This window comes from Arsukibacterium sp. UBA3155, from assembly GCA_002364615.1.
In the GTDB taxonomy this organism is placed as follows: Bacteria; Pseudomonadota; Gammaproteobacteria; order Enterobacterales; family Alteromonadaceae; genus Alishewanella.
In genome coordinates this window covers 125645-150124 of the sequence record DEYP01000028.1, presented here as the reverse complement: position 1 = coordinate 150124, position 24480 = coordinate 125645, and the positions used below count along the sequence as shown (strand labels likewise).

Annotated in this window: 24 protein-coding genes; 13 read left to right on the top strand and 11 right to left on the bottom strand. The window is 49.4% G+C overall.

Annotation, left to right across the window (positions count from 1 at the left end; all coding sequences use genetic code 11):
• Nucleotides 1–219: 219 nt before the first annotated feature.
• From B2X65_RS15890 to B2X65_RS15860, 7 genes are all read left to right on the top strand, one after another.
• The gene (locus B2X65_RS15890) at nt 220–1128 is read left to right on the top strand and encodes a hydrogen peroxide-inducible genes activator (protein ID WP_290614269.1); all 909 of its coding nucleotides are present in this window, start codon (nt 220–222) and stop codon (nt 1126–1128) included.
• Between the two features lie 91 nt (nt 1129–1219).
• A complete protein-coding gene (gene queA / locus B2X65_RS15885; RefSeq protein ID WP_290614560.1) occupies nt 1220–2245 on the top strand; it encodes a tRNA preQ1(34) S-adenosylmethionine ribosyltransferase-isomerase QueA in 1026 nt (341 codons plus the stop codon).
• A gap of 268 nt (nt 2246–2513) precedes the next feature.
• Nucleotides 2514–3677, top strand: coding sequence for a tRNA guanosine(34) transglycosylase Tgt (gene tgt / locus B2X65_RS15880; protein WP_290614267.1), 1164 nt, complete (start codon nt 2514–2516; stop codon nt 3675–3677).
• Nucleotides 3678–3719: 42 nt separating this feature from the next.
• Nucleotides 3720–4058, top strand: a complete 339-nt coding sequence (gene yajC, locus B2X65_RS15875; protein ID WP_290614265.1) for a preprotein translocase subunit YajC — start codon at nt 3720–3722, stop codon at nt 4056–4058.
• Between the two features lie 31 nt (nt 4059–4089).
• A complete protein-coding gene (gene secD / locus B2X65_RS15870; RefSeq protein ID WP_290614263.1) occupies nt 4090–5943 on the top strand; it encodes a protein translocase subunit SecD in 1854 nt (617 codons plus the stop codon).
• A 9-nt stretch (nt 5944–5952) separates the two neighbouring features.
• Nucleotides 5953–6900: a protein translocase subunit SecF gene (gene secF / locus B2X65_RS15865; protein WP_290614261.1), complete on the top strand. Its 948-nt coding sequence runs from the start codon at nt 5953–5955 to the stop codon at nt 6898–6900.
• Between the two features lie 63 nt (nt 6901–6963).
• Nucleotides 6964–7335 (top strand): rhodanese-like domain-containing protein, encoded by a 372-nt coding sequence (locus B2X65_RS15860; RefSeq protein ID WP_290614260.1) that lies wholly within the window; start codon nt 6964–6966, stop codon nt 7333–7335.
• 36 nt (nt 7336–7371) lie between these two features.
• Here B2X65_RS15860 and suhB read toward each other — a convergent pair whose 3' ends face one another.
• Nucleotides 7372–8175, bottom strand: coding sequence for an inositol-1-monophosphatase (suhB, locus tag B2X65_RS15855; protein WP_290614259.1), 804 nt, complete (start codon nt 8173–8175; stop codon nt 7372–7374).
• Nucleotides 8176–8425: 250 nt separating this feature from the next.
• Here suhB and B2X65_RS15850 point away from each other — a divergent pair, with 250 nt between their 5' ends.
• Together B2X65_RS15850 and traT are read left to right on the top strand one after the other, a co-directional pair.
• Nucleotides 8426–9154 carry a complement resistance protein TraT gene (locus tag B2X65_RS15850; RefSeq protein ID WP_290614257.1) on the top strand — a complete coding sequence of 243 codons (729 nt, stop codon included), beginning with the start codon at nt 8426–8428 and terminating at the stop codon, nt 9152–9154.
• Nucleotides 9155–9973: a complement resistance protein TraT gene (traT, locus tag B2X65_RS15845; protein ID WP_290614255.1), complete on the top strand. Its 819-nt coding sequence runs from the start codon at nt 9155–9157 to the stop codon at nt 9971–9973.
• A 22-nt stretch (nt 9974–9995) separates the two neighbouring features.
• On the opposite strand, the gene B2X65_RS15840 is transcribed toward traT, so the two are convergent.
• Complete coding sequence (locus B2X65_RS15840) at nt 9996–10736, bottom strand: ferredoxin--NADP reductase (RefSeq protein WP_290614254.1); 741 nt, start codon at nt 10734–10736, stop codon at nt 9996–9998.
• A 69-nt stretch (nt 10737–10805) separates the two neighbouring features.
• Between B2X65_RS15840 and B2X65_RS15835 the strand changes: the two genes are divergently transcribed.
• The gene (locus B2X65_RS15835; RefSeq protein ID WP_290614252.1) at nt 10806–11144 is read left to right on the top strand and encodes a tRNA-binding protein; all 339 of its coding nucleotides are present in this window, start codon (nt 10806–10808) and stop codon (nt 11142–11144) included.
• Nucleotides 11145–11202: 58 nt separating this feature from the next.
• Here the strand turns inward: B2X65_RS15835 and B2X65_RS15830 are convergent, their stop codons facing one another.
• Nucleotides 11203–12870, bottom strand: a complete 1668-nt coding sequence (locus B2X65_RS15830; RefSeq protein WP_290614250.1) for a serine hydrolase domain-containing protein — start codon at nt 12868–12870, stop codon at nt 11203–11205.
• Between the two features lie 254 nt (nt 12871–13124).
• Here B2X65_RS15830 and B2X65_RS15825 point away from each other — a divergent pair, with 254 nt between their 5' ends.
• Entirely contained in the window at nt 13125–13544 is a 420-nt protein-coding gene (locus tag B2X65_RS15825; protein WP_290614249.1) for a gamma-glutamylcyclotransferase family protein, read from the top strand.
• Between the two features lie 58 nt (nt 13545–13602).
• Here B2X65_RS15825 and purH read toward each other — a convergent pair whose 3' ends face one another.
• The 8 genes from purH to B2X65_RS15785 all read right to left on the bottom strand — a co-directional run bounded on the left by purH (nt 13603) and on the right by B2X65_RS15785 (nt 22164).
• On the bottom strand, nt 13603–15189 hold the full coding sequence (gene purH, locus B2X65_RS15820) for a bifunctional phosphoribosylaminoimidazolecarboxamide formyltransferase/IMP cyclohydrolase (RefSeq protein WP_290614247.1): 1587 nt from the start codon (nt 15187–15189) through the stop codon (nt 13603–13605).
• A 100-nt stretch (nt 15190–15289) separates the two neighbouring features.
• Nucleotides 15290–15580 carry a DNA-binding transcriptional regulator Fis gene (gene fis, locus B2X65_RS15815; RefSeq protein WP_046557682.1) on the bottom strand — a complete coding sequence of 97 codons (291 nt, stop codon included), beginning with the start codon at nt 15578–15580 and terminating at the stop codon, nt 15290–15292.
• Nucleotides 15581–15597: 17 nt separating this feature from the next.
• Nucleotides 15598–16572: a tRNA dihydrouridine synthase DusB gene (dusB, locus tag B2X65_RS15810; protein ID WP_349678722.1), complete on the bottom strand. Its 975-nt coding sequence runs from the start codon at nt 16570–16572 to the stop codon at nt 15598–15600.
• Nucleotides 16573–16797: 225 nt separating this feature from the next.
• Nucleotides 16798–17682 carry a 50S ribosomal protein L11 methyltransferase gene (prmA, locus tag B2X65_RS15805; protein ID WP_290614243.1) on the bottom strand — a complete coding sequence of 295 codons (885 nt, stop codon included), beginning with the start codon at nt 17680–17682 and terminating at the stop codon, nt 16798–16800.
• An 89-nt stretch (nt 17683–17771) separates the two neighbouring features.
• The gene (accC, locus tag B2X65_RS15800; RefSeq protein ID WP_290614241.1) at nt 17772–19115 is read right to left on the bottom strand and encodes an acetyl-CoA carboxylase biotin carboxylase subunit; all 1344 of its coding nucleotides are present in this window, start codon (nt 19113–19115) and stop codon (nt 17772–17774) included.
• Nucleotides 19116–19131: 16 nt separating this feature from the next.
• Nucleotides 19132–19590 (bottom strand): acetyl-CoA carboxylase biotin carboxyl carrier protein, encoded by a 459-nt coding sequence (gene accB, locus B2X65_RS15795; protein WP_290614239.1) that lies wholly within the window; start codon nt 19588–19590, stop codon nt 19132–19134.
• A gap of 31 nt (nt 19591–19621) precedes the next feature.
• Nucleotides 19622–20077: a type II 3-dehydroquinate dehydratase gene (gene aroQ, locus B2X65_RS15790; protein ID WP_290614238.1), complete on the bottom strand. Its 456-nt coding sequence runs from the start codon at nt 20075–20077 to the stop codon at nt 19622–19624.
• A 269-nt stretch (nt 20078–20346) separates the two neighbouring features.
• Entirely contained in the window at nt 20347–22164 is a 1818-nt protein-coding gene (locus B2X65_RS15785; RefSeq protein WP_290614237.1) for a protein-disulfide reductase DsbD, read from the bottom strand.
• 348 nt (nt 22165–22512) lie between these two features.
• On the opposite strand from B2X65_RS15785, the gene B2X65_RS15780 reads away from it, so the two are divergent.
• Nucleotides 22513–22803, top strand: a complete 291-nt coding sequence (locus B2X65_RS15780; RefSeq protein ID WP_217671068.1) for a co-chaperone GroES — start codon at nt 22513–22515, stop codon at nt 22801–22803.
• 64 nt (nt 22804–22867) lie between these two features.
• Nucleotides 22868–24480, top strand: a 1613-nt coding sequence (groL, locus tag B2X65_RS15775; protein ID WP_290614235.1) for a chaperonin GroEL, incomplete at its 3' end; no start/stop codon positions are given.

Sequence of the window (24480 nt, the reverse complement as noted above, 5' to 3'; positions counted from 1 at the left end):
AATGCGTAATTGTTTCAATTTGTAATTTACAATAAATACAAAAAATAAATTTAAGTGTCTGAAATTTAGTTTTTAAAAAATTAATATTGCAAGTAACCTGATATTTTTAACGAAAATGAATACAGGTGTTAATATTCGCGGCTGCTCGACCTGACGCTAGCAATACTTTATATTGATTTGCATAATCGAACAGAGTTAGCATTTTAATCGGAATAGGCAATGAAACGACTTCCCAGTGTTAAACAGCTGCAATACTTGCTGGCGCTACACGAACACCAACATTTTGGTCGGGCTGCCGAGGCATGTTTTGTTGGTCAGTCGACGCTAAGCGCTGCTATCGCTAACCTGGAAGAAACCATGCAAACCCAGTTGCTGGAGCGGGATCATAAAACTTTTATTTTTACTTCGTTAGGTGAGGACGTGGTGCGCCAGGCCAGGCATATCATTGAGCAATGTGAAGAGCTGACAGAATTTGCCAAGTCGCAGGGCAAACCGATGGCAGGGCCATTCCGGCTGGGCTGTATTCCAACCATCGCGCCCTTTGTATTAAGTGAAGTAATGAGTTTGTGTCGTGAGCGCTATCCTGACTTACAATTGCTGCTGCGCGAAGATACCTCAGACAATTCACTGCATGCGTTAGCTGAAGGGCGTTTAGACATGGTACTGCTGGCGCTACCCTATGAAACGGGCGCGTTTCATACCGAAGTACTGGCGCAGGATGGCTTTAAGCTGGTACTGCATAAAGACTGGCTTGGCCGCGGTTTTAATCAGGATATCAGCCAGTGGCCTGACGAAAGTATTTTTTTACTGGAGCGGGAGCATTGCCTGACAGGCCATGCGGTTAAAGCCTGTGAGCTGGAAGACAGCCGCAAGGTAAACCCGTTTTTTGCCACCAGCCTGCACACTCTGACCCAGATGGTAAACAACAAACTTGGCGTCACTTTTATTCCGCAAATGGCCATTAACAGCGGCCTGCTGGACAGCACTGAATTAATTACCCAGCAGCCGACCAGCGGCAATGCGTACCGGGATATCGGCGTCGCCTGGCGGCCGACTTCCAGTAAAGCCCGTAGTTATCGCTTAATGACCAGCCTGATAAGTGAGGTACTGCTGCAAAAATGCCAGTAATTTTGTAGCCGCTTCTGCTAAAATAGCGGCTGTTTTTTACAGCCGTGCCTCTGGTCGGTAAAGCCAAGGATCCTCTATGCAAGCTAAAAGTATGCAAGTTAAAGACTTTTCATTCGAATTACCCGAGCAACTTATCGCCCGCTTTCCAAAAACCGAGCGCTCAAGCAGCCGCTTACTGGTGATGGATAAACAAAGCGGTGCGCTCAGCCACCACATTTTTAAAGACATCAGTGACTTTCTTCAGCCTGGTGATTTACTGGTATTTAATAATACCAAAGTGATCCCGGCCCGGTTGTTTGGCCAGAAAGCGTCTGGCGGCAAAGTGGAAGTGTTAGTCGAGCGTATGCTGGATGACAAACGCTTTTTAGCGCATGTTCGTGCCAGCAAAGCGCCTAAGGCGGGTACCCTGTTGTTGTTGGAAAACGCTGCTGAAGTACGAATGAACCAGCGCCATGACGAATTATTTGAACTCGAAGTGATTGGTGATGAGCCGGTACTGGCGATGCTGGAGCGTTTAGGTCATATGCCATTGCCACCCTATATTGACCGGCCGGACAATGAAGAAGATAAAGCGCGTTATCAAACGGTCTATAACGAGAAACCCGGCGCTGTGGCTGCCCCTACAGCCGGGTTGCATTTTGACCAGCCATTATTAGATAAACTGAGTGCTAAAGGTGTTGAGTTTGCCTTTGTTACCTTGCACGTTGGTGCCGGCACCTTTCAGCCGGTGCGCGTTGATAATGTGCTGGAACACAAGATGCACGCTGAATACATAGAGGTGCCGCAGCAGGTTGTAGATGCTGTGGCCAGTTGCAAAGCGCGTGGCAACAAAGTGGTGGCCGTTGGCACAACCTCGGTACGTTCTCTCGAATCGGCGGCCATGCAGGGGGACGGTGAGCTGATTAGCTACAACGGTGATACCCAGATTTTTATCTACCCCGGCTACCAGTTTAAAGTCATTGACGCACTAATTACCAACTTTCACCTGCCAGAATCAACGTTGATTATGCTGGTATCGGCGTTCAGTAGTCGCGAAAACGTACTAAATGCCTATGATATGGCGATTAATGAGCAGTATCGCTTTTATTCTTATGGCGATGCGATGTTTATTAGCTGATTCCTGGATAATAGGCTGCAAGAGAATTCCTGTTTCGCCGAGGGTGAGAGGGGCTGTGGCTGGGTGTTCTTATGAAGCAGCGGCAGGGAGGCCGCGCAGGCTGAGACAGCACAGGGATGTGCTGTCGAAGGCGGTGGAATAAGAATTTCCCAGCCGTGGCCCCAGCCCAGGTTTTGCAAGGTAGATTGTCGTTTAGCATCTACGCAGTAAGCTGTTATAATGCGCCGCGAATTAAGCCAGACTGTCTTTCTGGCGCTTGAGGATAGTAATGAAATTTGAATTAGATACCACCGACGGCAGAGCCCGTCGGGGCCGGCTTATTTTTGAGCGCGGCATTGTTGAAACGCCGGCCTTTATGCCCGTGGGCACCTACGGCACCGTTAAAGGTATGACACCGGAAGAGCTGGACGCCACTGGCGCGCAGATTTGTTTAGGTAATACCTTTCATTTAATGCTGCGCCCCGGTACCGAGATCATCAAAAAACACGGTGATTTACACGATTTTATGCACTGGCATAAGCCTATTTTAACCGACTCGGGTGGTTTTCAGGTGTTCAGCCTGGGTGAACTGCGAAAAATTACTGAAGAAGGCGTTAAGTTTCGCTCACCTTTGAATGGCGAGCGGATTATGCTGACCCCTGAGCGCTCGATGGAAGTGCAGCGCGATTTAGGCTCTGATATTGTAATGATATTCGACGAATGCACGCCGTATCCTGCGACCGAGCAACAGGCAAAAAAATCGATGGAAATGTCCCTGCGCTGGGCGAAACGTTCCAAAGATGCGCATGGCGACAATCCGGCGGCATTATTTGGCATTATTCAGGGCGGGATGTATCCAAACCTGCGTGATGTCTCATTGCAGGGGTTGGAAGACATCGGCTTCGATGGTTACGCCATTGGCGGTTTATCGGTGGGTGAGCCTAAAGAGGACATGATCAATATTCTGAACCACACCACTGGCCAGATGCCCAGCCACAAACCCCGTTACTTAATGGGTGTTGGCAAGCCGGAAGACATCGTGGAAGCGGTGCGCCGTGGTATCGATATGTTCGATTGTGTTATGCCAACCCGGAATGCCCGCAACGGCCATTTGTTTATCAGTACCGGCGTGGTGAAAATTCGCAACGCAAAGCACAAAGAAGACATCTCGGCACTGGACCCTGAATGCGATTGCTACACTTGTAAAAATTATTCCCGGTCATATTTACATCATCTGGACCGCTGCAACGAAATACTGGGTGCAAGGCTGAACACCATCCATAATTTGCATCATTATCAAAAACTGATGCAGGGATTGCGCCAGGCCATAGCCACTGGTACCTTGGAGCAGTTTGTCAGCGAGTTTTACGCGAAGCGGGAGTTACCCGTTCCGGCGTTAGAAGCGGTTACTGATATTTCAGCTAATACTGAAATACCGGCGAATACTAATTAAGAATTAAAACTTCATTATTTTATTAATTTTAAGGGGAAAACCATGAGTCTATTTATAAGCAATGCCTACGCTGACAGCGCCGCCGCAGCTCCAGCAGGTGGTGGCTGGGATTTGATTATTATGTTGCTGGCCTTTGGCCTGATTTTTTATTTTTTAATTTACCGGCCACAAGCCAAGCGGGTAAAAGAGCACCGTAATCTGATGTCAGCCCTTGGCAAGGGTGATGAAGTATTAACCCAGGGTGGTATTGTCGGTCGGATCAGCAAAATTGCTGACGATAAAGATTTCGTAACGGTTGCCCTGAATGACAGCACTGAAGTTACCGTACAGAAATCAGCGATTAGTGCCGTGTTACCAAAAGGCACCTTAAAGTCGCTGTAAGCGGCAAAGCGAATAGAAAAAGGATCAACTTGTGTTAAACAAAAATCCTCTCTGGCGGTATTTGGTGGTGTTAGGTTTGCTGCTTGCAGCATTCCTGTATGCCTTGCCCAATGTGTACCCAGAAGATCCGGCATTAAATATTAATGCCAGTCGCGGCGGAGTAGTTAGTGAGACCACTCGTGCTGAACTTGAACAGGCATTCGCTGCAGCCAGTATTTCGGCTAAAGCGGTAACGCTGACCGAGGGCCAGATCCTGGCCCGTTTCAGCAGTGCTGAAGACCAGTTGCGGGCCCGGGAAGTGGCAGAGCGACAGTTAGGTAGCAGCTACATCACTGCCCTTAACATGGTGCCAACTACACCGGCGTGGTTGCGTGCAATTGGCGCCAGCCCAATGAAACTGGGGCTGGACTTACGCGGTGGTGTACACTTTTTGATGGCGGTCGATATGAAAGCCGCTATCGATAAAAACATTAACGATATGGTGCAGGCGTTTCGCGCTGACTTACGGGAAGAGCGCGTTCGTTACCGGGCTGTGCAAGCAGATTTAGAGCGTGGTCAGGTGCAAATTTTACTGCGAAGCGCAGAAGATTTAGCCTCAGCACGCAGTGCTCTTGGTAAAGCCGATCAGGAGCTGATCTTCAGCGAGGGCGATACTGAGCATAGCTTGTTAGTCAGCTTAAGCGAAAACCGGGTTCGGGAAATTCGTGAATATGCGCTGGAGCAGAACATCACTATTATCCGTAACCGGGTAAATGAAATTGGTGTTGCTGAACCCCTGGTGCAGCGTCAGGGTGCTGATCGGATAATTGTTCAGCTGCCGGGCGTACAAGACCCGGCTCAGGCCAAAGAAATTCTGGGCGCAACCGCCACCCTGGAGTTCCGTCTGGTAGATAACGACTCCGATTTAGGCGCTGCGTTAGACGGGCGTTTGCCAGCAGGAGCCAGCCTGTATCGTGACCGTAATGGTCAGCCGTACCTGCTTGAAAACCGCACCATGCTAACCGGCGATCATATTACCGGGGCAACCTCGGGATACGATGAATACTCGCGTCCGCAAGTCAGTATTTCACTGGATGCACAGGGCGGCAATTTACTGTCTAACGCCACCCGCAGCACCATTGGCCGCCAAATGGCAACGGTATTTATTGAATATAAGCCGGGTGAAGCGCGCAATGAAGACGGCACCCCGGTACTGGTAAAGTACGAAGAGGTGATTAACGCCGCGACAATTCAGGCACGCTTGGGTCGCAGTTTCCGGATAACCGGTATTGATAATCCGGCTGAAGCACAAAACCTGGCGTTGTTATTACGCGCCGGTGCCTTAATTGCCCCAACCCAGATCATTGAAGAACGTACTATAGGCCCAAGCCTGGGTAAGGAAAATATTGATTTAGGTATGACTGCGATTATGTGGGGCATGGTGGTAGTACTCATCTTTATGGTGTTGTATTACAAAGCGTTTGGCTTAGTCGCTAATGTCGCCTTGCTGGCAAACCTGATCCTGATTACCGGTTTTATGTCGATGATCCCAGGCGCAACGTTAACGTTGCCAGGTATGGCGGGTATCGTTTTGACGGTAGGTATGGCGGTTGATGCCAACGTCCTTATCTTTGAGCGGATCAGGGAAGAGCTGGCCGAGGGGCGAAGTGTCCAGCAAGCCATTCATCATGGTTACGATCGCGCGTTTGCCACCATTGCCGACTCCAACATTACGACACTGTTGGTGGCATTGATCCTGTTCGGTATCGGTACCGGTCCGGTAAAAGGCTTCGCTATTACTTTGGCGATCGGTATTCTGACCTCGATCTTTACTTCAGTAGTCGGTACCCGGTTACTGGTTAATTTATTCTGGGGTGGCCGCCGTGTGCAGTCACTGCCAATGTAAGGAGGCGGTGTGAGAATATTTAGCTTTACAGAGCCGCTTAATTTTATGCGGTTTAAAATGCCGGCACTGATTTTATCGGGTTTGCTGGTCATTGCTTCAATAGCCACTATTACTGTCAAAGGTATGAACTGGGGTCTCGATTTTACCGGGGGTACCGTTATTGAAGTGGGCTACAGTGGTGGTGCCGATTTGTCACAGGTGCGTAAAGTGCTGGCAGATAATGGCTATGCTGATGCTGTGGTGCAGTACTTTGGTTCCAGTGAAGATGTTGCGATTAGGATCTCACCGCGCGAAGGTATCGACCAATCTACCATTTCAAATGAAATTTTGCGGGCGCTTAGCGAGACATCCAGCGAGCCGATTGAAATGCGTCGGGTTGAGTTTGTTGGCCCCAGCGTGGGTGATGAGCTGAAAGAGCAGGGCGGTTTAGCCATGCTGGCGGCACTGATTGGTATTTTGTTGTACGTCACCATGCGCTTTGAATGGCGCTTGTCAGTGGGCGCGGTGTTGTCACTGGGCCATGATGTCATTATCACCCTGGGGCTGTTCTCACTGCTGCAACTGGAGTTCGACTTAACCGTGCTGGCAGCGATACTGGCGTTAATCGGTTATTCGATAAACGATACCATCGTGGTATTTGACCGTATTCGGGAAAGCTTTCGCAAGTTACGTGATTCAACAGTGCATGAAACCATTAATGAAGCGGTTACCTCTACCTTAAACCGCACCGTAGTAACGTCATTAACCACTATTATTGTATTGGTGGTGTTATTTACGATGGGTGGCGCACTAATTCATAACTTTGCCTTTGCTTTGCTGTTCGGTATTGCTATTGGTACCTACTCTTCAGTGTTTGTGGCCAGTGCGCTTGCGGTACAACTTGGTATCAGTCGCGAAGATATGTTGCCACCACCACCACCTGAAAAAGAAGGTGAAGGTACCGAACCTTTGCTGTAAAACACGTGCTTATGTGTTAAAAATGCCAGTCTGTGACTGGCATTTTTTTTAGGTGAGGTTTTTATGACGGCGCAACATGCACCGGGTTTTATTGCTCTGGTTAATCTGGCGAAGGCTGAAATTAACGAAATAACCATTGCTGAACTACAGCAGCATAACCAACCTTATGTCTTGCTGGATGTACGCGAAGATCATGAATGGGTGAAAGGCCATTTGCCGGAAGCGATGCATTTGGGCAAAGGTATTATTGAACGCGATATTGAGCAGATGGTGCAGGACAAAAAACAGAAAATAGTGCTGTATTGTGGTGGTGGTTATCGCTCAGCGCTTGCAGCGCAAACCCTGCAGCACATGGGCTATCAGCAGGTACTGAGTTTAGCAGGGGGCTACCGGGCATGGACAGAGCAAGGTTTAGCAGTAGACGTACCCGTTTAAGTTAGTTAAACGGGTACGGCGTGAGTGATATTGGTATTACTTTGCCAGGGTTTCTGACAGGTGTGGCCGCATGCCTTTAACCATGGCTTGCAGCACCTTAGGACTGGCTGCCACGGTATTGCCGGTCTTCATATGGTTAGAACCGCCCACAAAGTCGCAGACCATACCACCGGCTTCACGCACAATCAGTTCACCTGCGGCGATATCCCATGGCTTTAAGCCAATTTCAAAGAAACCATCGAAACGGCCAGCAGCGACATAGGCTAAGTCCAGAGCCGCTGAGCCGGTACGGCGCATATCGGCGCAGTCAGCAAAAAAGCTGTTGAAAATTTTGCTGTAGCTATCTAAATGATGTTTTGCTTTAAACGGAAAGCCGGTGGCTAAAATAGCGCCGGTCATATCTGGCAGCGCGGTAACCCGGATGCGGGTGCCATTAAGCTGGGCGCCACGACCACGTGATGCAGTAAACAATTCGCCGCGCAGCGGATCAAAAATAACCGCCTGATCTAATTTACCGTTGTGTTTTAAGGCGATGGATACCGCGAAATGCGGAATGCCTTTGATGAAGTTGCTGGTGCCATCAAGCGGATCAATAATCCACTGGAATTCACTGTCGCTGTTACCGTAATCGCCATGCTCTTCGCCAACGATACCATGGGTTGGGAAAGATTTTTTCAAAATTGCCACGATAGCCTGCTCGGCTTCTTTGTCGACATTGGTGACAAAGTCGTTGCTGCCTTTTTGCAGCTTTTGCACCATATCTAACTGACCACAGGCACGGGCGATAATGTTACCTGCACTGCGGGCAGCACGAATGGCGATGTTTAACATCGGATGCATAGCGATTACCTTATTTTAAAAAGAGCGTTATAAAAAAGCTGTATAAAGAACAAACAAAAGAGCGGCGCGTATTGTAGCGGCTCCAGTAAAAAAGTAAAGATAATTGACGGTGAAATACACCATGACGCCTCACATATTCCGTTACATTGTTTTACGGTTGTTTATTAACGCTGTGCTAACTATTCAGATAATATTCAGTTTAATTCTGCACAATGCTTTAAAGCACTCGATCCTAATTTAAGAGGTTCCAATGAATACGATTAAACTGGCGCTAACTGCCTTGGTTTTAATGAGTCTTGCTGGATGTGGTGCATTGCACACGTCTGTAGCCAAACGTAATCTTGATGTCCAGACCAAGATGTCATCCAGCATCTTTCTAGACCCGGTTGAACCTGCTCAGCGCACTATTTTTGTCGACGTGAGAAACACCTCAGACAAACCCGAATTTGACATTAAACCTCAGGTTATTGCCAACTTGCGTGCCAAAGGTTATCAGGTAATTGACAGCCCGGGGCAGGCCCACTATTGGTTGCAGGCTAACGTACTGCAAGTGGGGCGTACTAATGGCCGTGATGCCAATCGGGCGTTTGCAGCCGGCCCTGGCATTGCCGGTGGTGCGGTAACGGGTTATGCCATTCACCGGGCAACCGGTGGCTCTGGCGCTGCTGGCTTAGGGGCTGCAGTAGCGGGCGCGGCCGCCGGCACTATTGTCGACGCATTGGTAGAAGATGTGTATTACACGGCGATTACTGACATTCAGATAATGGAAAGGTTTAATGGCAGCGTCAGTGAGCGTTCAGACCATCAGCTATTGCAGGGCGATAGCGGCAGCACCAGCTCAAGCTATCAGCGCCAGACGGATATGCGCAAGTATCAGAGCCGGGTAATGAGTTATGCCAACCAGGCGAATTTAAAGTGGCCAGAGGCCGCGCCACAGCTTACTGATGGCGTGGCGCGTTCACTGGCAGGTTTGTTCTAAATGCGCTTGCTCCTGTGCTTGCTGGTGCTTCTGCCATTAACCGGCTGTATGGCGCTGCATACCTCGGTGGCTAAAGGTAAGCTTGATGTCCAGACCCGGATGAGTGAAACCATCTACCTTGATCCGGTTGAGCCAGAGCTTCGCACTATTTTTATTGATATTCGCCAGACGGCGGCGGAGTACCAGCTACCGCTGGCTTCTGATGTGAGCGAACTACTGCTTAGCCGCGGTTATCAGCTGGTCGACTCGCCACAACAGGCGCAGTACTGGTTGCAGGTAAATGTGCGTACCGTGTTAAAAGAGCGACCTGAAGTGGTGCTTGCCAGCGAAGAATACGATATGAGCCCGGAGCAAATTCATCAGCTGTTGTATCCGGGTATTGCGTTGCCTGACCCTGAGCCTGAGCAGATTGCTTCATCACGCCGCGCCAGCAACGTTGCGGTCTATGCGGATGCCGGCTTTGGCGCTGACATTGACGGTAAAGATATTGCCAGAGCGCTGGTGGTATTAGCGGCCTGGGCGGGTGCTGAGTATGTCGGCAACCAGCTGGTTAAGGATAAATACTACACCATGTTAACTGACATCCAGCTGGCTGAGCGCATCGCCCCGGACAGTATAGGTAAGGTACAGGAAGTAAGTCGGCAGCAACTGAAGCAGGGCGACAGTGGCAACAACGAGTTAATGTGGGAGCTGGCGACGGATCGGCGTAAGTACCAGGTGAAAGTCGTTAGCTTTGCGAATAAAGCGAATCTGAGTTGGCGTGATGCCGAGCAACCGCTGCATCAGGGGCTGCTGCGGTCACTGGCCGGTATTTTCTAAGGTGAGGTGACGCTCAGCAAACTTACCAGTATTGCTCTACTGTAATATTGCCTGGGTTTCGTCGCAGGTTTTTGGTCAGGCCCATCTCGGTAAGTAACGCTTTGGTATCGGTGATCATTTGCGGGTTACCGCATAACATAACTTGTGACTTGGAATTCAGCAGCTGGCCACATTGCTGCTGTAACTGATGGTTGCTGATTAAGTTTGGAATGCGGTCTTGCAGTGCGCCGGGATGAGGTTCACGGGTAACCACCGGCTGATAGTGTAATTGCCCGGGATGCTGCGCGACAAACCCTTCAATTAATTCTTTATAGGCAAGATCAGCTGAATTGCGTACGCTATGCACCAGAATAATATGTTTAAATCGCTTATAGGGTTCAGCGGTAGCCAGCATCGATAAGTAGGGGCCTATGCCGGTGCCGGTAGCAATAAGCCATAGGTTATCACCGTCAGGCACTTCATCCAGAATAAAAAAACCACTTGCCGGCTGGCTTATCCCTACGGTATCTCCCGGTGTTAATTGCTGTAATAACGGTGATAACAAACCATCGGCTACCGTACTGACTAAGAATTCCTGATAGTCGCTATCCGGTGGGTTAACCAGCGAATACGCGCGCTGTGCACGTCCGTCAGGCCCCTCTAGTGCCAGCCGGACAAACTGACCAGCAATAAAGGGTAACGGCCCGGTTTTGGCTTTAATACTGAATAAGCTGCTGGTCCAATAAATTGTTTCAGAAACCGTTGCGTTTAACCATTGCGCCATAGGGTTCTCCGGATTAAGTTATGCTTTATGTTCAGGATAGCAGCTTAACAGTTTAGCGCAGGAGACGGTATGGAAACTATTAGCTGGCAAGACTTTGCCAAAGTAGAACTTCGGGTAGGTACCATTATTGCTGTGGACGATTTTCCACAGGCCCATAAACCTGCATATAAACTGCAAGTAGATTTTGGCAGCGACATAGGGATTAAAAAATCAAGTGCTCAAATTACCAGTTTGTACAGTAAAGCGCAGTTACTGGGTAAGCAGGTAATGGCAGTGGTTAATTTCCCGGTGAAACAAATCGGCCCCATGCAGTCGGAATGCCTGGTTACTGGCTTTGCCCGCGAAGATGGCGCTATTGTGCTGGTAACGGTAGACAGCCAGGTGCCCAATGGTGCTAAGTTGGGATAACGCCACTGCTGATCAGCAGTGGCGTGTTCAAAATGAAAGTTGAACACCTGCTGTTAAGCTATTGGCGGGTAAGCACAAAGCGTCCCGGTCCCTGAGTCAGGGTTAGCTGTGTTGCCTGACCCGTAGCAGGCTCAAATTCCAGTGTGGCGTCCACGACAGTAAGGTACAAGCTACGCGCACTGGCAGCTTTTAAGGCCAGCGCCGGTTGGCCCGCTACCTGCACCAGTAGACCGTTAGCATCATTTTGAAAAATTTTCAGTTGCAACTGATCGGAAGCATAGTCACCAATTAGCGCTTGCTGTTGTTGTGGCGTCAGGCTGATATCGGCTTTTGTCACAATATTACCGGTTCTTTGCCAGAATTCTCCTTCTCCGTCACCGTCATAAAACATGTTAAGCCCGATTGGGCTGCCCTCTTTGTTTCGCTGGATCACCAGACGGGTTACGCTATCCGTAAAGCCAAAACTGTCGTTGCCTTGCGCTGTCAGTTCGAATGGGCGGCTGCCTGCACGGGTCGAGAATAACTTGCCGTCCTGAATTTCAAGTGTGCGACTGTCCTCGCCTTTGCTATAAACCCCGCTCACTTCACGCAACTGGGCCTCTGTCAGGGTAACTGACGTGTACTGCGGGTAGGGGTTACCGCTGGCAAATGCAGCAATTTTTCGGCCTAAATAGCTTAGATCCGGTCCGGGGCCATCGCTGTTGCGAAGCATCACCACGGTTATTTTTGGTTGAGGTAAATAAATCAACATTGAGACAAAGCCATTGATGCCGCCGCCATGCTGAAGCTCTTCCATACCCCGTAACGTACCTCTGCTAATGCCAAAGCCATAATTGCCGTCATTTTTGGCTGCAGCGGCGGTTGGTGTGATCATTTGCTGGTAGCTGGCCGCTGTTAGCAGCTTGCCGCCATGTAATAGGCGGTTCCACTGCCATAGCGCATGCGCATCTGCCACCAGGGCACCAGCCGCGTGCGGTTGGGTCATGCTGAGTAAGGCCGCTTGAGTAACGTCCTGTCCCGGACGCAGACTGTATCCGCTGGCCATGCCCGGAATAATAGTTTGCTCGCCAGGGTATCTAATATTACTGAGTTTATTGGGTTGCAGTAACGCATCATTAATATACTGATGCCAGCTTTTGCCGCTAATGGTTTCAATAACAGCCCCCAGCAGCACATAACCCGAATTGTTGTATCTGAAGTCTGCGCCTGGCGCAAAATCGACTGCTAAGTCTTTAAATTCGTCAATCAGCTCAGCGGTAGTTAACTCCCGGCGAATTTTATTATGCATATAGCCAGGAATACCGGTGTAGCTTTTCACGCCAGAGGTATGATTCAGTAAGTGCAATAGCGTAATATTTTTTGCATTTGGATAATCTGGCAAGTATTTGCTCAGTGGATCGCTCAGTGACGCTTTGCCTTCGTCAATCAGCTTTAACAGGGCCGCCGCCGCAAACTGCTTGGTTACAGAGCCTATCCGGAATTTATGTTCCGGGCTTAATGGCACGCCAAGCTCAATGTTTGCCTGGCCATAGGCCTGTTTAAAGAGTAATTCGTCACCGCGTGCTACCAGCACTGCCACGCCGGGACTATGGTTATCTATCGGTTGCTGCTGCAGCAGCTGATCGGCATAGCGGCTGACAGCCTGGGCGTCAGGTAAGGGTTCAGCGGCGATTAGCACGCTGCTGGCGCAGCATAATACTGTGGCCAGCCAGAGTTGTTTCAACATAGTTGCTCCTTGTTTTTTTATTAAGTATTGCTCCGTGGCAGCTTTGCTGCCTACAGCAATGACAGAGCAAAAATGAGACCACTCTATAAATATATTAAAATCAATAGACTACATTATTTTGATGGTGATGCTACTTAGTATTTCGCCAAAAAGTACGGTTATCTGCCAAGCTGTTAGTGGATTTCACAGCATGCAACGCCATTAATTCAATTGATGTAGAATTATCGAGTACAGTGTAAGCAGGTTTTATTAATATGCCAGAATACTTATTTGTATACGGTACCCTTCGCCAACATGCAAAGCGCCGCGCCGCCGGCCAGCGCTGCTTTCAGTTACTGCAGCAGCATGCCAGCCTAATTGGCCAGGGCCGGTTGCAGGCCAAGTTGTATCTGGTCGATTATTACCCCGGTGCCGTTGCAAGTAACAACCCGCAGTGGCAGGTAACAGGTGAGGTGTATCAGCTTAAGCAACCCGCGTTATTACTGGCAGAACTGGACCAGTACGAAGAGTGCGGCCCCGGCTTTGCCAGCCCCACCGAATACCTGCGGCTTAAACAACCCATCATGCTTAACAGCGGTGAGATTATCACAGCCTGGGTGTATATCTACAACCAGTCAACGGACGGCTTGCAGCAGATACTATCGGGAGATTTTTTGCTTGCTGAAAAAGCATAGGGTTTAATGGATTAAAAAAGGCCGCAAAGCGGCCATTTTTAATCCATTAACTACGTGCTTAGTGTCTAAAGTGGCGCACACCGGTAAACACCATGGCCATGCCGTGCTCGTCGGCGGCGGCAATTACTTCGGCGTCACGCATTGAGCCACCTGGCTGGATGACAGCGGTAATGCCTGCAGCAGCGGCGGCGTCGATACCATCACGGAACGGGAAGAAGGCATCAGAAGCCATGACTGAACCTTTAACTTCCAGGTTTTCATCAGCCGCTTTGATACCGGCAATTTTCGCGCTGTACACCCGGCTCATCTGGCCGGCACCAACGCCGATGGTCATGCTGTCTTTGACATAAACAATGGCGTTCGATTTAACGAACTTGGCGACTTTCCAGCAGAACAGTAAGTCTGTTAATTCCTGCTCAGTGGGTTGGCGCTTAGTCACCACTTTTAAATCATCGGCGGTGATTTTAGCCTGATCGCGGTCCTGCAGCAGCATGCCGCCGTTAACCTGTTTCATATCCAGGGCGTTAGCGGCCTGGCTGAACTCACCACATACCAGTAGCCGGACGTTGGGCTTAGTGCCTATTACCGCAACAGCGGCATCTGAAGCAGCTGGCGCGATAATCACTTCAACAAATTGACGGCTGACAATTTCCTTCGCTGTGGTTTCGTCCAGTTCGCGGTTAAAAGCAATAATGCCGCCAAAAGCAGACGTTGGGTCGGTCTGATAGGCGCGGTTGTAAGCAGCCAGGATCGAATCACCAATAGCGACGCCGCAAGGGTTAGCATGCTTAACAATAACGCAGGCCGGTTCAGCAAATTCCTTTACACACTCCAGTGCTGCATCGGTATCAGCGATATTGTTATACGACAATGCCTTACCCTGAAGCTGTGTAGCGGTTGCGACTGAAGCCTCAGTGGCACCCTCCTGCACATAAAACGCGGCGCTCTGATGGCTGTTTTCCCCGTAGCGCAAGTCTTGTTTCTTCACAAACTGACTATTGAAGGTGCGTGGGAACTTACTTACCGGCGCGGTTGGTGCGTCGTAGGCTGGCAACATGGCGCCAAAGTAGTTGGCAATCATACCATCGTACTGAGCGGTATGCTCAAAGGCACTGATAGCCAGGCTAAAACGGGTAGCATGAGTGGTTGCGCCATTGTTCGCTTCCATATCAGCCAGTACCGTGTCGTAGTCGCTGGCATTAACCACGATGGTGACATCTTTATGGTTTTTCGCTGCCGCGCGTACCATCGTCGGGCCGCCGATATCAATGTTTTCTACCGCGTCTTCCAGGGTGCAACCCGCTTTAGCCACTGTGTCAGCAAAGGGGTACAGGTTTACCACCACCAGGTCGATAGGGCCAATGTTATTCGCTGTCATGACATCTTCGTCTACGCCACGCCGCGCCAGAATGCCACCATGAATTTTCGGATGCAGAGTTTTTACCCGGCCATCCATGATTTCCGGGTGACCGGTATAGTCCGACACTTCAGTAACCTTAATACCGTGTTCCGCTAACAGCTTAGCGGTGCCGCCGGTAGACAGAATATCCACTTGCCGGGCAGCCAGGGCACGGGCAAATTCAACGATACCGGTTTTATCAGACACACTTAACAGTGCGCGGCGAATGGGGCGTAATGTTGTCATGCTTTAATTCTCTTGTCGCTTGCAGAAATCAGATTTTAACCTAACCAATAAAAAAGCACCCGAAGGTGCTTAGTGGCGAGGCCGGAGCCCCGCAGTGGCATTAACTCATGCCGTATTGTTTCAGCTTCTTACGCAGCGTACCGCGGTTGATGCCCATCAGGTTGGCTGCGCGGGTCTGGTTGCCGCGGGTGTATTTCATCACCTCTTCCAGTAACGGCCGCTCTAATTCTGACAGAACCAGTTCGTACAGGTCATCAACATCCTGACCGTTTAACTGTTGCAGGTAGTTAGCAACGGCTTTTTGTACCGCGTTGCTTAACGCCTGAGGTTTTTCCTGAGTTTGGACATGGGCATTAGTAATAAATGGCGAAGTAACGTTCGAATTAAACATTGCTTTTCTCTTTTACGTTAGGTTGCTGCTAGTTGATAAAAATAGTCATTTAATGCCTCGAACTGGCGCTCAGCCTGCTCAATAGCATTGAATTCGCTGCGAAACACACCCTGGGCATCATGCTCGGCTAAATACCAGCCAACGTGCTTGCGGGCTATTTTAGGCCCCAAATGTACGCCATATAACTGATGTAAGCCCTGCACATGCTCCAGCATGATTTGCTGCACTTCAGCTATTGCTGGTGCAGCCAGTTTTTCACCTGTCGCCAGGTAATGGACCACTTCCCTGAAAATCCAGGGGCGCCCCTGTGCCGCCCTGCCAATCATTATGGCGTCGGCACCGGTATAATTGAGCACAAACTGTGCTTTTTCCGGCGTCGTAATATCGCCATTGGCAATTACCGGTAATGACACTGCCTGCTTAATGGCTTTAATTGTGTCGTACTCGGCTTCGCCTTTATACATACAGGCTTTAGTGCGGCCATGCACCGCCAGTGCCTGAATGCCGTTATCCTGCGCTAAACGGGCAATGAGTTCACCGTTGCGGTGCAGCGGATCCCAGCCCGTGCGAATTTTCAGGGTTACCGGCACCTTCACGGCATCGACTACCGCACGAATAATTTGCTCAACCAGTTGCGGATATTGCAACAAAGCTGATCCTGCCAGTTTTTTATTTACCTTTTTTGCCGGACAACCCATATTGATATCAATAATATCGGCGCCGATGTCAACATTGTACTGTGCGGCTGCAGCCATTTGCGCTGGATCGCTGCCGGCAATTTGTACCGAGCGAATGCCTGATTCCTGACGATGGCCCATTCGGTTTTGCGACTTTTCGCTCTGCCAGACCTGCGGATTGCTTGATAGCATTTCAGATACAGCTAAAGCTGCACCAAACCGTCTGCAAAGCTCACGAAAAGTGTGATCTGTCACTCCGGCCATCGGTGCGCAAATTACGTTGTTCGCTAACTGATAAGGACCTATACGCACCATGTAATCCAAGGCTCTACCCGTAAGGGGCGCTAAGTTTACGGATTTTTGCCAACAAAGCAAAGGTTATTATTTAAACAAAACTGCATTTAATATGGCCTTTGAGGGATTGACATTCGCTAAAAGGCTGAAAAGGCGTGTTTTCCTGCTACAGCCAAGCCGTAAACAACGGCCTGACTAAAAAGATAATTGTAAGGCTGTTTATTTTGTCACCAGTTACAAAATTGTTTAACCGGCATTTTTCCTGGCGCTTAACCTTACCCATTCGTCTTGTTCGGCTATCGGCTCAAAACTAAATTCGTGCTGATAGGCAGCGATAACACTCTGGGCCTGACTGTGTAAAATACCCGACAACGCCAGCAAGCCTCCGGGTTTAACGTAGGCACTGATTATCTGACTTAGATCGGCAAGCGGGCCGGCCAGTATATTGGCGACCACCACATCCGCCTGCAACTGCGGTTGATCTTTCGGCAAATACAGCTCTATCTGACCACTAACATGATTGCGCGCTGCGTTGGCGGTGCTGGCTTCTATTGCCTGGGGATCGATATCAATGCCAACCACCCGTTTTGCTCCCAGTTTCAGCGCCGCGATGCCTAAAATACCAGAGCCACAACCAAAATCGACCACGGTTTGATCGCTCTGGATATGCTGATCCAGCCATTGCATACATAAGGCTGTAGTAGGGTGAGTACCGGTACCAAAGGCCAAACCCGGGTCCAGCATTACATTAACGGCGGTCGGGTCCGGAATGTCCCGCCAGCTGGGGCATACCCAGAGGCGCTCACCAAACTTTATCGGATGAAAGTTATCCATCCATTCCCGCTCCCAGTCTTTATCTTCCAGCTGTTCCAGCTTGTAGTCGAGCCGGTCTTTGAAAAAGGCCACCTTTTGCAGCTTCTCGAGCACGCTGTCCATCGGGTGTTCTGCATCAAACAGGCCAACTACCACGGTATTGGTCCAGTAGATGACCTCGCCTGGCATGGGTTCATAAATCGGGGTGTCGTGGGCATCAACAAAACTTACCGCCTGCGCTCCCCAGCCTTGCAGCATATCACTGACTTGCTCGGCTTTATCTTCAGTGGTACTGATACGTAGTTGGATCCAGGGCATGGTGACTCTCTTGCGCTAATTTTGGCGCATTATAGCAAAAAGGCCGCAATTGCGGCCTTTATTCTACTGCTAAGCTGATTAAGCGACGCTTATTTCATACCCAACTTTTTTTCCAGGTAATGAATGTTGGTACCGCCTTTACAAAACTCAACATCGCGCATAATGTCTTTGTGCAGCGGAATATTGGTTTTAATGCCTTCTACCAACAACTCGTCAAGCGCATTGCGCATCCGGGCGATAGCGATTTCACGGCTTTCGCCATAGGTGATGAGCTTACCGACCATAGAGTCGTAGTTTGGCGGTACCGTGTAATCGGCATAAATGTGCGAATCCCAGCGCACGCCATTTCCCCCGGCCGGGTGAAAACGGGTGATTTTGCCTGGCGACGGCATAAAGGTTACCGGATCTTCAGCATTAATCCGACATTCCACCGCATGGCCGCGGATCACAATATCTTCCTGAGTCAGGGTTAACGGCATGCCAGAAGCTACCCGCAGTTGCTCTTTAATTAAGTCAACACCGCTAATCATTTCGGTAACCGGGTGCTCTACCTGAATACGGGTGTTCATTTCAATAAAGAAGAACTCGCCGTTTTCAAACAGAAACTCGAAAGTACCGGCACCGCGATAATTCATCACCTTACAGGCGTCAACACAACGGCCACCGATAAAAGCGCGCAGTTCCGGGGTAATGCCCGGTGCTGGCGCTTCTTCGACCACTTTCTGGTGGCGGCGCTGCATTGAGCAATCACGCTCGCCTAAATGAATGGCGTTACCCTGGCCATCTGCTAATACCTGAATTTCGATGTGACGTGGATTCTCCAGGAATTTCTCCATGTAAACCATGTCATTACCGAACGCAGCCTTGGCTTCAGCTTTGGTCATTTCGATCGAGCTAATCAGTTCTTCTTCGCTGCGCACAACCCGCATACCACGACCACCACCACCGCCGGCGGCTTTAACGATAATCGGGTAGCCGATGCGTTTGGCAATTTTTTTACTGGCCTCTGCGTCATCTCCGACGGCACCATCAGACCCCGGTACGCAGGGCACGCCGGCTTTTTTCATCGCTTCGATGGCAGATACTTTATCGCCCATTAAGCGAATAGAGTCAGGATGAGGCCCAATAAACACCAAGCCACTCTCTTCTACTTGCTGGGCAAAATCGGCGCGCTCTGCTAAAAAGCCGTAACCCGGATGAATAGCCTGGGCGTTGGTTACTTCGGCAGCAGCAATTAGCGCCGGAATATTTAAATAGCTTTGAGGTGAGGGTGCCGGGCCTATACAGATGGTTTCATCGGCCAGCAACACATGCTTAAGATTTCGGTCTACGGTAGAGTGCACCGCAACCGTTTTGATCCCGAGTTCCTTGCAGGCGCGCAAAATGCGCAGTGCAATTTCACCCCGGTTGGCAATTAGTACTTTTTCTAGCATCGGTCAGCCTTTTTGGTTATTCGAGAATAAATAACGGCTGATCAAATTCGACCGGATCGCCGTTTTCAACCAGAATTTCTTTTACCACGCCTGCTTTATCAGACTGTATTTGGTTCATCATTTTCATGGCTTCAACAATACACAGCGTATCACCCACTTTGACCGTCTGACCTACTTCAACAAACGCTTTTGAAGTGGGCGAGGCCGCGCGGTAAAACGAACCCACCATCGGTGATTTAACAACCTGGCCGGTAGCAGCAGGTTTAGCCGGCTCAGCCGCTACTGCAGCAGGTGCTGCCGGTGCCGGGGCCTGTATTTGTGGTTGAGCATATTGCATCGGTTGCATAGGTGCATAATGTTGCACCGGGCTGTTGCGGCTGATCCGAACTGATTCTTCACCTTCGGTAATTTCCAGCTCAGAAATGCCAGACTCTTCCAGCAATTCAATTAATTTTTTAATTTTTCTAATATCCATGTCTGTCGCCTGATGTTAGTTAATTTGTTAGTTAATTTTCGGTTGTTTGTAAGGCTGATACCGCTGCGTCCAGCGCATAGTGGTAACCCTTGGCGCCCAGGCCGCAGATAACCCCACGGGCAATATCAGCTAAATAAGAATGTCGCCGGAACGCTTCCCGGGCATGCACGTTAGATAAATGAATTTCAATAAAAGGGATGGCCACAGCCAGCAGGGCATCGCGAATTGCCACACTGGTATGGGTAAAGGCACCGGGATTTATTAGAATAAAATCCTGCTGGCCCAGACTCTGCTGAATAGCATTAATAAGCTCATGCTCGGCGTTCGATTGAATATGGCTAAGGCTGACATTAAGTTTGCCAGCTTGTGATTCCAGTTCAGACACGATCTCGCTCAGGCTGGCAGCACCATACACCCCGGGCTCGCGTACACCGAGCATATTCAGGTTTGGACCATTTATCACTAAAATTCGGTATTTTGCCGCCATTTGCACTGTATTTCCGCTAAATGTAATGAATAAGCCTTATCTTACGAAAGGTAGCATTAAAATGCACCTGCTTGCTTATTTCGTTACATTGCCGCGCCCCTTTATCACCAGATAAGCGCCTATTATAGTGAATTCGTGACAAATGGCAGCAAAATACTGGTCTTATCAGCCAGAGGGGCGAAATGGAGTAAGGCGTAAAGCGCTTAAAAGCAGGTGAAAACGGTAGGCCAGTTCGTCTGCAGTTGGCAGGCGAACTGGCTTAGATAGGGTTACTGTTCGCTGGTAAGCGCCGCCAGATGCTGTGCAAAAGGGGTAGCGGCCATAAAACCGGTGACTCTGGCGCTGGTTAACTCCTCGCCTTGTGGGCTGAAAAACAACAGGGTAGGTAAACCCAGTACCTGATAATGATTTAACAGCTTCTCATCAGAGCGGGTCATTTTCGTCACATCAATCTTAATCAGCCGCATGTTACGGGTCTGGGCCTGCACTTGGGCCGCCGGGAAAGTAAGCTTTTCAAACTCTTTACAGGCAACGCACCACTCAGCATAGAGATCGACCAGCGTATATTGGTTGGCCGCCTGAGCTTCGGCCAGCTGCTGCTCCAGGCCCGCTAAGTCTGCCACATCGATAAACTGGCCGGTAGTGCTGTCTGGAGCACTGCCAACATTACTGACTGCGGCGCTGCTGGTCTGAGCGGGGCTAAAATAGTGCCAGTTAAAAAATACCGTTGCCAGCAGCAACACCTGAGCAGATACCAACAAGCTGGCTTTTGCGCTGCTGCCTTGTTGCTCAAACAGCAGCTTGAATAAATAGCCACTGACCAACAGACCAAGTAAGGATGCCAGCAACACAATTTGCCAGAACGGCAGAATACGCTCCAGCAGAATGATGGGCACCAGCAACAGGATAAAGCCAAAGGCTGACTTGACAATATTCATCCAGCCGCCGGCTTTAGGTAGCAACTTACCCCCCGAGGTACCAAGTAAGATAAGCGGTAAACCCATGCCGAGGCTAAGAATGTACAAGGTAAGTGCACCGAGCATTAAATCGCCACTTTGTGCTACGTACATTAATGCAGCGGACAAAGGTGCCGTGGTGCACGGGGAGGCGATCAAGCCAGACAGCGCGCCCATGACAAACGCCCCTTTTAAGCTACCACCTTCCTGCTTGTTACTAATGGCACTAACTTTAGCCTGCCAACTGGCGGGTAACTGAAAGTTAAATACACCAAACATCGCCAACGCCAGAAGCACAAAAATCACAGCGGCAACAATTAGCACGGCAGGGTGCTGCATCCAGGCCTGAAACTTGACGCCTAAACTGGCCACTACCAGCCCCAGTGCCGAATACGTTAGCGCCATACCCTGCACGTAGCTAAAGGACAACCCAAAGGCGCGGCCGGTGCTAAGTTGTTTGCCCTGACCGACAATAATACTGCTTAAAATAGGATACATAGGGAACACACAAGGCGTAAATGCCAGCCCCAGACCCAATAGAAAAAACACTCCCATATTCAGCCATACCGAGCCGCTGCTAAGGCGTTCAGCTAAACCATACTGGCTGGAAGTCGGTGTATTTGATTCTTCAGCTGTTGCGGGATCGACTGCGTCGGCTTCGGCAGTCACTGCCGAATTACCCGGAATTGACAGTGGAATTTCTTCATTAATGGGGGGGTAGCACAGGCCCGCTTCAGCACAGCCCATATACTGGATCCGTAAAAACGCGTCTTCGCTGATATCCGACAGCGGTATTTTCAGAGTCAGCTGATGAAAATAAACGTCGGTGACCCCAAAAAATTCATCTTCAATTTGCATGCTGGCGGGGTAAGTAGGATGGGAAAAACTGACAGCCACACCACCATATTTAAATTTGTCACGGTAAATGTAATAGCCATCTGCAATAGTCCAGTTGACGATGAGCTGGTCGCCCTGCTGCCGAAAGTCCATTTTAAATGCTTGATCAACCGGTAAAAAATTATCGTCACCTTTAAGTAAACTGTCCAGGACGGAGCTTTGCTGTGCCTGGGCGGGATTACCGGCCAATAAAGTAAACAACAACAGCAATGGAAGCAAAAACACGTTATACATTAATTGAACCTTCTTTCAATTTACCGGTTAGTGGGTAATACCGGCTCTACTATACGGCATTACTCATACGACATGACTTATACTACAATATTGGCCAATTGGTCTTATTGCGCGTAACGGCGCTGGGTAAACAACAGACCTGACAGCGCCCGCAATTATTTCATCTGGTATTTTTTCAAAAGTATCTTAATTAATTCTTAAAAATGTAGGCTGCTCAAAACCTATCCGGGACAGTGGCACAGAATTTTTCAGTTTGCCCCTTGGATTTTTTTTGCTACCGCCCCATATACCGAACACACATTTTAACACCCATGTTAAAACTCAAAAAACGCTTTAGGAGATTAGAGCATGAATATTCGTCCCTTACATGACCGTGTCATCATCAAACGCTTAGAAGCAGAAAGCAAGTCAGCCGGTGGCATCGTATTAACTGGAGCATCTGCCGAAAAGTCGAGCCGTGGCGAAGTTGTTGCCGTTGGCAATGGCCGCATCCTGGATAACGGCGATGTGAAGCCTTTAGACGTGAAAGTTGGTGACAAAGTATTATTTGGCGCTTATGTCGAGCGCACTGAAAAAGTAGACGGTCAGGAGTTTGTGATCACCAAAGAAGACAATATCTTAGGTGTCATCCTCGATTAAGCAGCTCACCACAGTTGCACCTGGCATTATCGTTTAACTTAAAACTGATTGAAGGAATTTTAAAATGGCTGCAAAAGACGTACGTTTTGGCGACGAAGCTCGCAATAAAATGCTTAAGGGCGTGAACATTCTGGCAAACGCGGTGCGCGTAACGCTGGGTCCGAAAGGCCGTAACGTTATTCTGGATAAATCTTTTGGCTCACCCATGATCACCAAAGACGGTGTATCGGTAGCGAAAGAAATTGAGCTGGAAGACAAGTTCGAAAACATGGGTGCGCAAATGGTAAAAGAGGTTGCCTCTAAAGCCAATGACGAAGCCGGTGATGGTACCACTACCGCCACTGTGTTAGCGCAAAACATTATTAACGAAGGTGTTAAAGCGGTTGCTGCCGGCATGAATCCAATGGATTTAAAGCGCGGTATCGACAAAGCGGTTATTGCAGCGGTAGAAGAGCTGAAAAACTTATCTCAGCCATGTGCCGATACCAAAGCTATTGCTCAGGTGGGTACTATTTCTGCTAACTCTGATGAAGAGATTGGTAAAATTATCGCTGATGCTATGGATAAAGTCGGTAAAGAAGGCGTAATTACCGTAGAAGAAGGTCAGGGTTTAAATAACGAGCTGGACGTGGTTGAAGGCATGCAGTTTGACCGTGGTTACTTATCTCCATACTTCATCAACAACCAGGAAGCGGGTCAGGTTGAGCTGGACAGCCCGTTTATTCTGACTGTTGACAAGAAAATCTCTAATATCCGTGAATTACTGCCGGTATTGGAAGGTGTGGCCAAAGCTGGCAAGCCGCTGCTGATTATTGCTGAAGATTTAGAAGGCGAAGCGTTAGCGACGTTGGTCGTGAACAACATGCGTGGCATCGTTAAAGTGTCTGCGGTTAAAGCGCCAGGTTTCGGTGACCGTCGTAAAGCCATGCTACAAGACATTGCTACCTTAACCGGTGGTACCGTTATTTCTGAAGAAATCGGTATGGAGCTTGAGAAAGCCACGCTGGAAGACTTAGGTACTGCTAAGCGGGTTGTTATCACTAAAGATAACACCACCATCATTGATGGCGCCGGTGAGCAAACGGGTATTGATGGCCGCGTGAAGCAAATTCGCCAGCAAATCGAAGAAGCCACTTCTGATTACGACAAAGAAAAACTGCAGGAACGTCTGGCTAAATTAGCTGGTGGTGTTGCGGTAATCAAAGTGGGCGCGACCACTGAGATGGAAATGAAAGAGAAGAAAGCCCGGGTTGAAGATGCATTGCATGCTACCCGCGCTGCAGTGGAAGAAGGTGTTGTACCTGGCGGCGGTGTCGCCCTGGTGCGTGTTGCTGCCAAGCTGACCAGCTTAACCGGTAACAATGAAGACCAGACTCACGGTATCAAAATTGCTCTGCGGGCAATGGAAGCACCACTGCGTCAAATCGTGGCGAATGCCGGTGAAGAGCCGTCAGTGGTTGTTAACAAGGTGAAAGAAGGTTCAGGTAACTACGGTTACAACGCGGCTACCGATGCATACGGCGATATGCTGGAAATGGGTATTCTGGACCCAACCAAAGTAACCCGCTCTGCACTGCAGTTTGCAGCATCAATTGGTTCTCTGATGATCACTACTGAAGCGATGATCACTGAATTACCGAAAGACGATGCCCCTGGCATGCCTGATATGGGCGGCAT

Excerpts from the sequence above, each read along its gene's own strand:
- B2X65_RS15890 (WP_290614269.1), top strand. The coding sequence starts at position 220 with ATGAAACGACTTCCCAGTGTTAAACAGCTGCAATACTTGCTGGCGCTA.
- queA (WP_290614560.1), top strand. The coding sequence starts at position 1,220 with ATGCAAGTTAAAGACTTTTCATTCGAATTACCCGAGCAACTTATCGCC.
- tgt (WP_290614267.1), top strand. The coding sequence starts at position 2,514 with ATGAAATTTGAATTAGATACCACCGACGGCAGAGCCCGTCGGGGCCGG.
- yajC (WP_290614265.1), top strand. The coding sequence starts at position 3,720 with ATGAGTCTATTTATAAGCAATGCCTACGCTGACAGCGCCGCCGCAGCT.
- B2X65_RS15860 (WP_290614260.1), top strand. The coding sequence starts at position 6,964 with ATGACGGCGCAACATGCACCGGGTTTTATTGCTCTGGTTAATCTGGCG.
- suhB (WP_290614259.1), bottom strand. The coding sequence starts at position 8,175 with ATGCATCCGATGTTAAACATCGCCATTCGTGCTGCCCGCAGTGCAGGT.
- B2X65_RS15850 (WP_290614257.1), top strand. The coding sequence starts at position 8,426 with ATGAATACGATTAAACTGGCGCTAACTGCCTTGGTTTTAATGAGTCTT.
- traT (WP_290614255.1), top strand. The coding sequence starts at position 9,155 with ATGCGCTTGCTCCTGTGCTTGCTGGTGCTTCTGCCATTAACCGGCTGT.
- B2X65_RS15840 (WP_290614254.1), bottom strand. The coding sequence starts at position 10,736 with ATGGCGCAATGGTTAAACGCAACGGTTTCTGAAACAATTTATTGGACC.
- B2X65_RS15835 (WP_290614252.1), top strand. The coding sequence starts at position 10,806 with ATGGAAACTATTAGCTGGCAAGACTTTGCCAAAGTAGAACTTCGGGTA.
- B2X65_RS15830 (WP_290614250.1), bottom strand. The coding sequence starts at position 12,870 with ATGTTGAAACAACTCTGGCTGGCCACAGTATTATGCTGCGCCAGCAGC.
- B2X65_RS15825 (WP_290614249.1), top strand. The coding sequence starts at position 13,125 with ATGCCAGAATACTTATTTGTATACGGTACCCTTCGCCAACATGCAAAG.
- purH (WP_290614247.1), bottom strand. The coding sequence starts at position 15,189 with ATGACAACATTACGCCCCATTCGCCGCGCACTGTTAAGTGTGTCTGAT.
- fis (WP_046557682.1), bottom strand. The coding sequence starts at position 15,580 with ATGTTTAATTCGAACGTTACTTCGCCATTTATTACTAATGCCCATGTC.
- dusB (WP_349678722.1), bottom strand. The coding sequence starts at position 16,572 with ATGGTGCGTATAGGTCCTTATCAGTTAGCGAACAACGTAATTTGCGCA.
- prmA (WP_290614243.1), bottom strand. The coding sequence starts at position 17,682 with ATGCCCTGGATCCAACTACGTATCAGTACCACTGAAGATAAAGCCGAG.
- accC (WP_290614241.1), bottom strand. The coding sequence starts at position 19,115 with ATGCTAGAAAAAGTACTAATTGCCAACCGGGGTGAAATTGCACTGCGC.
- accB (WP_290614239.1), bottom strand. The coding sequence starts at position 19,590 with ATGGATATTAGAAAAATTAAAAAATTAATTGAATTGCTGGAAGAGTCT.
- aroQ (WP_290614238.1), bottom strand. The coding sequence starts at position 20,077 with ATGGCGGCAAAATACCGAATTTTAGTGATAAATGGTCCAAACCTGAAT.
- B2X65_RS15785 (WP_290614237.1), bottom strand. The coding sequence starts at position 22,164 with ATGTATAACGTGTTTTTGCTTCCATTGCTGTTGTTGTTTACTTTATTG.
- B2X65_RS15780 (WP_217671068.1), top strand. The coding sequence starts at position 22,513 with ATGAATATTCGTCCCTTACATGACCGTGTCATCATCAAACGCTTAGAA.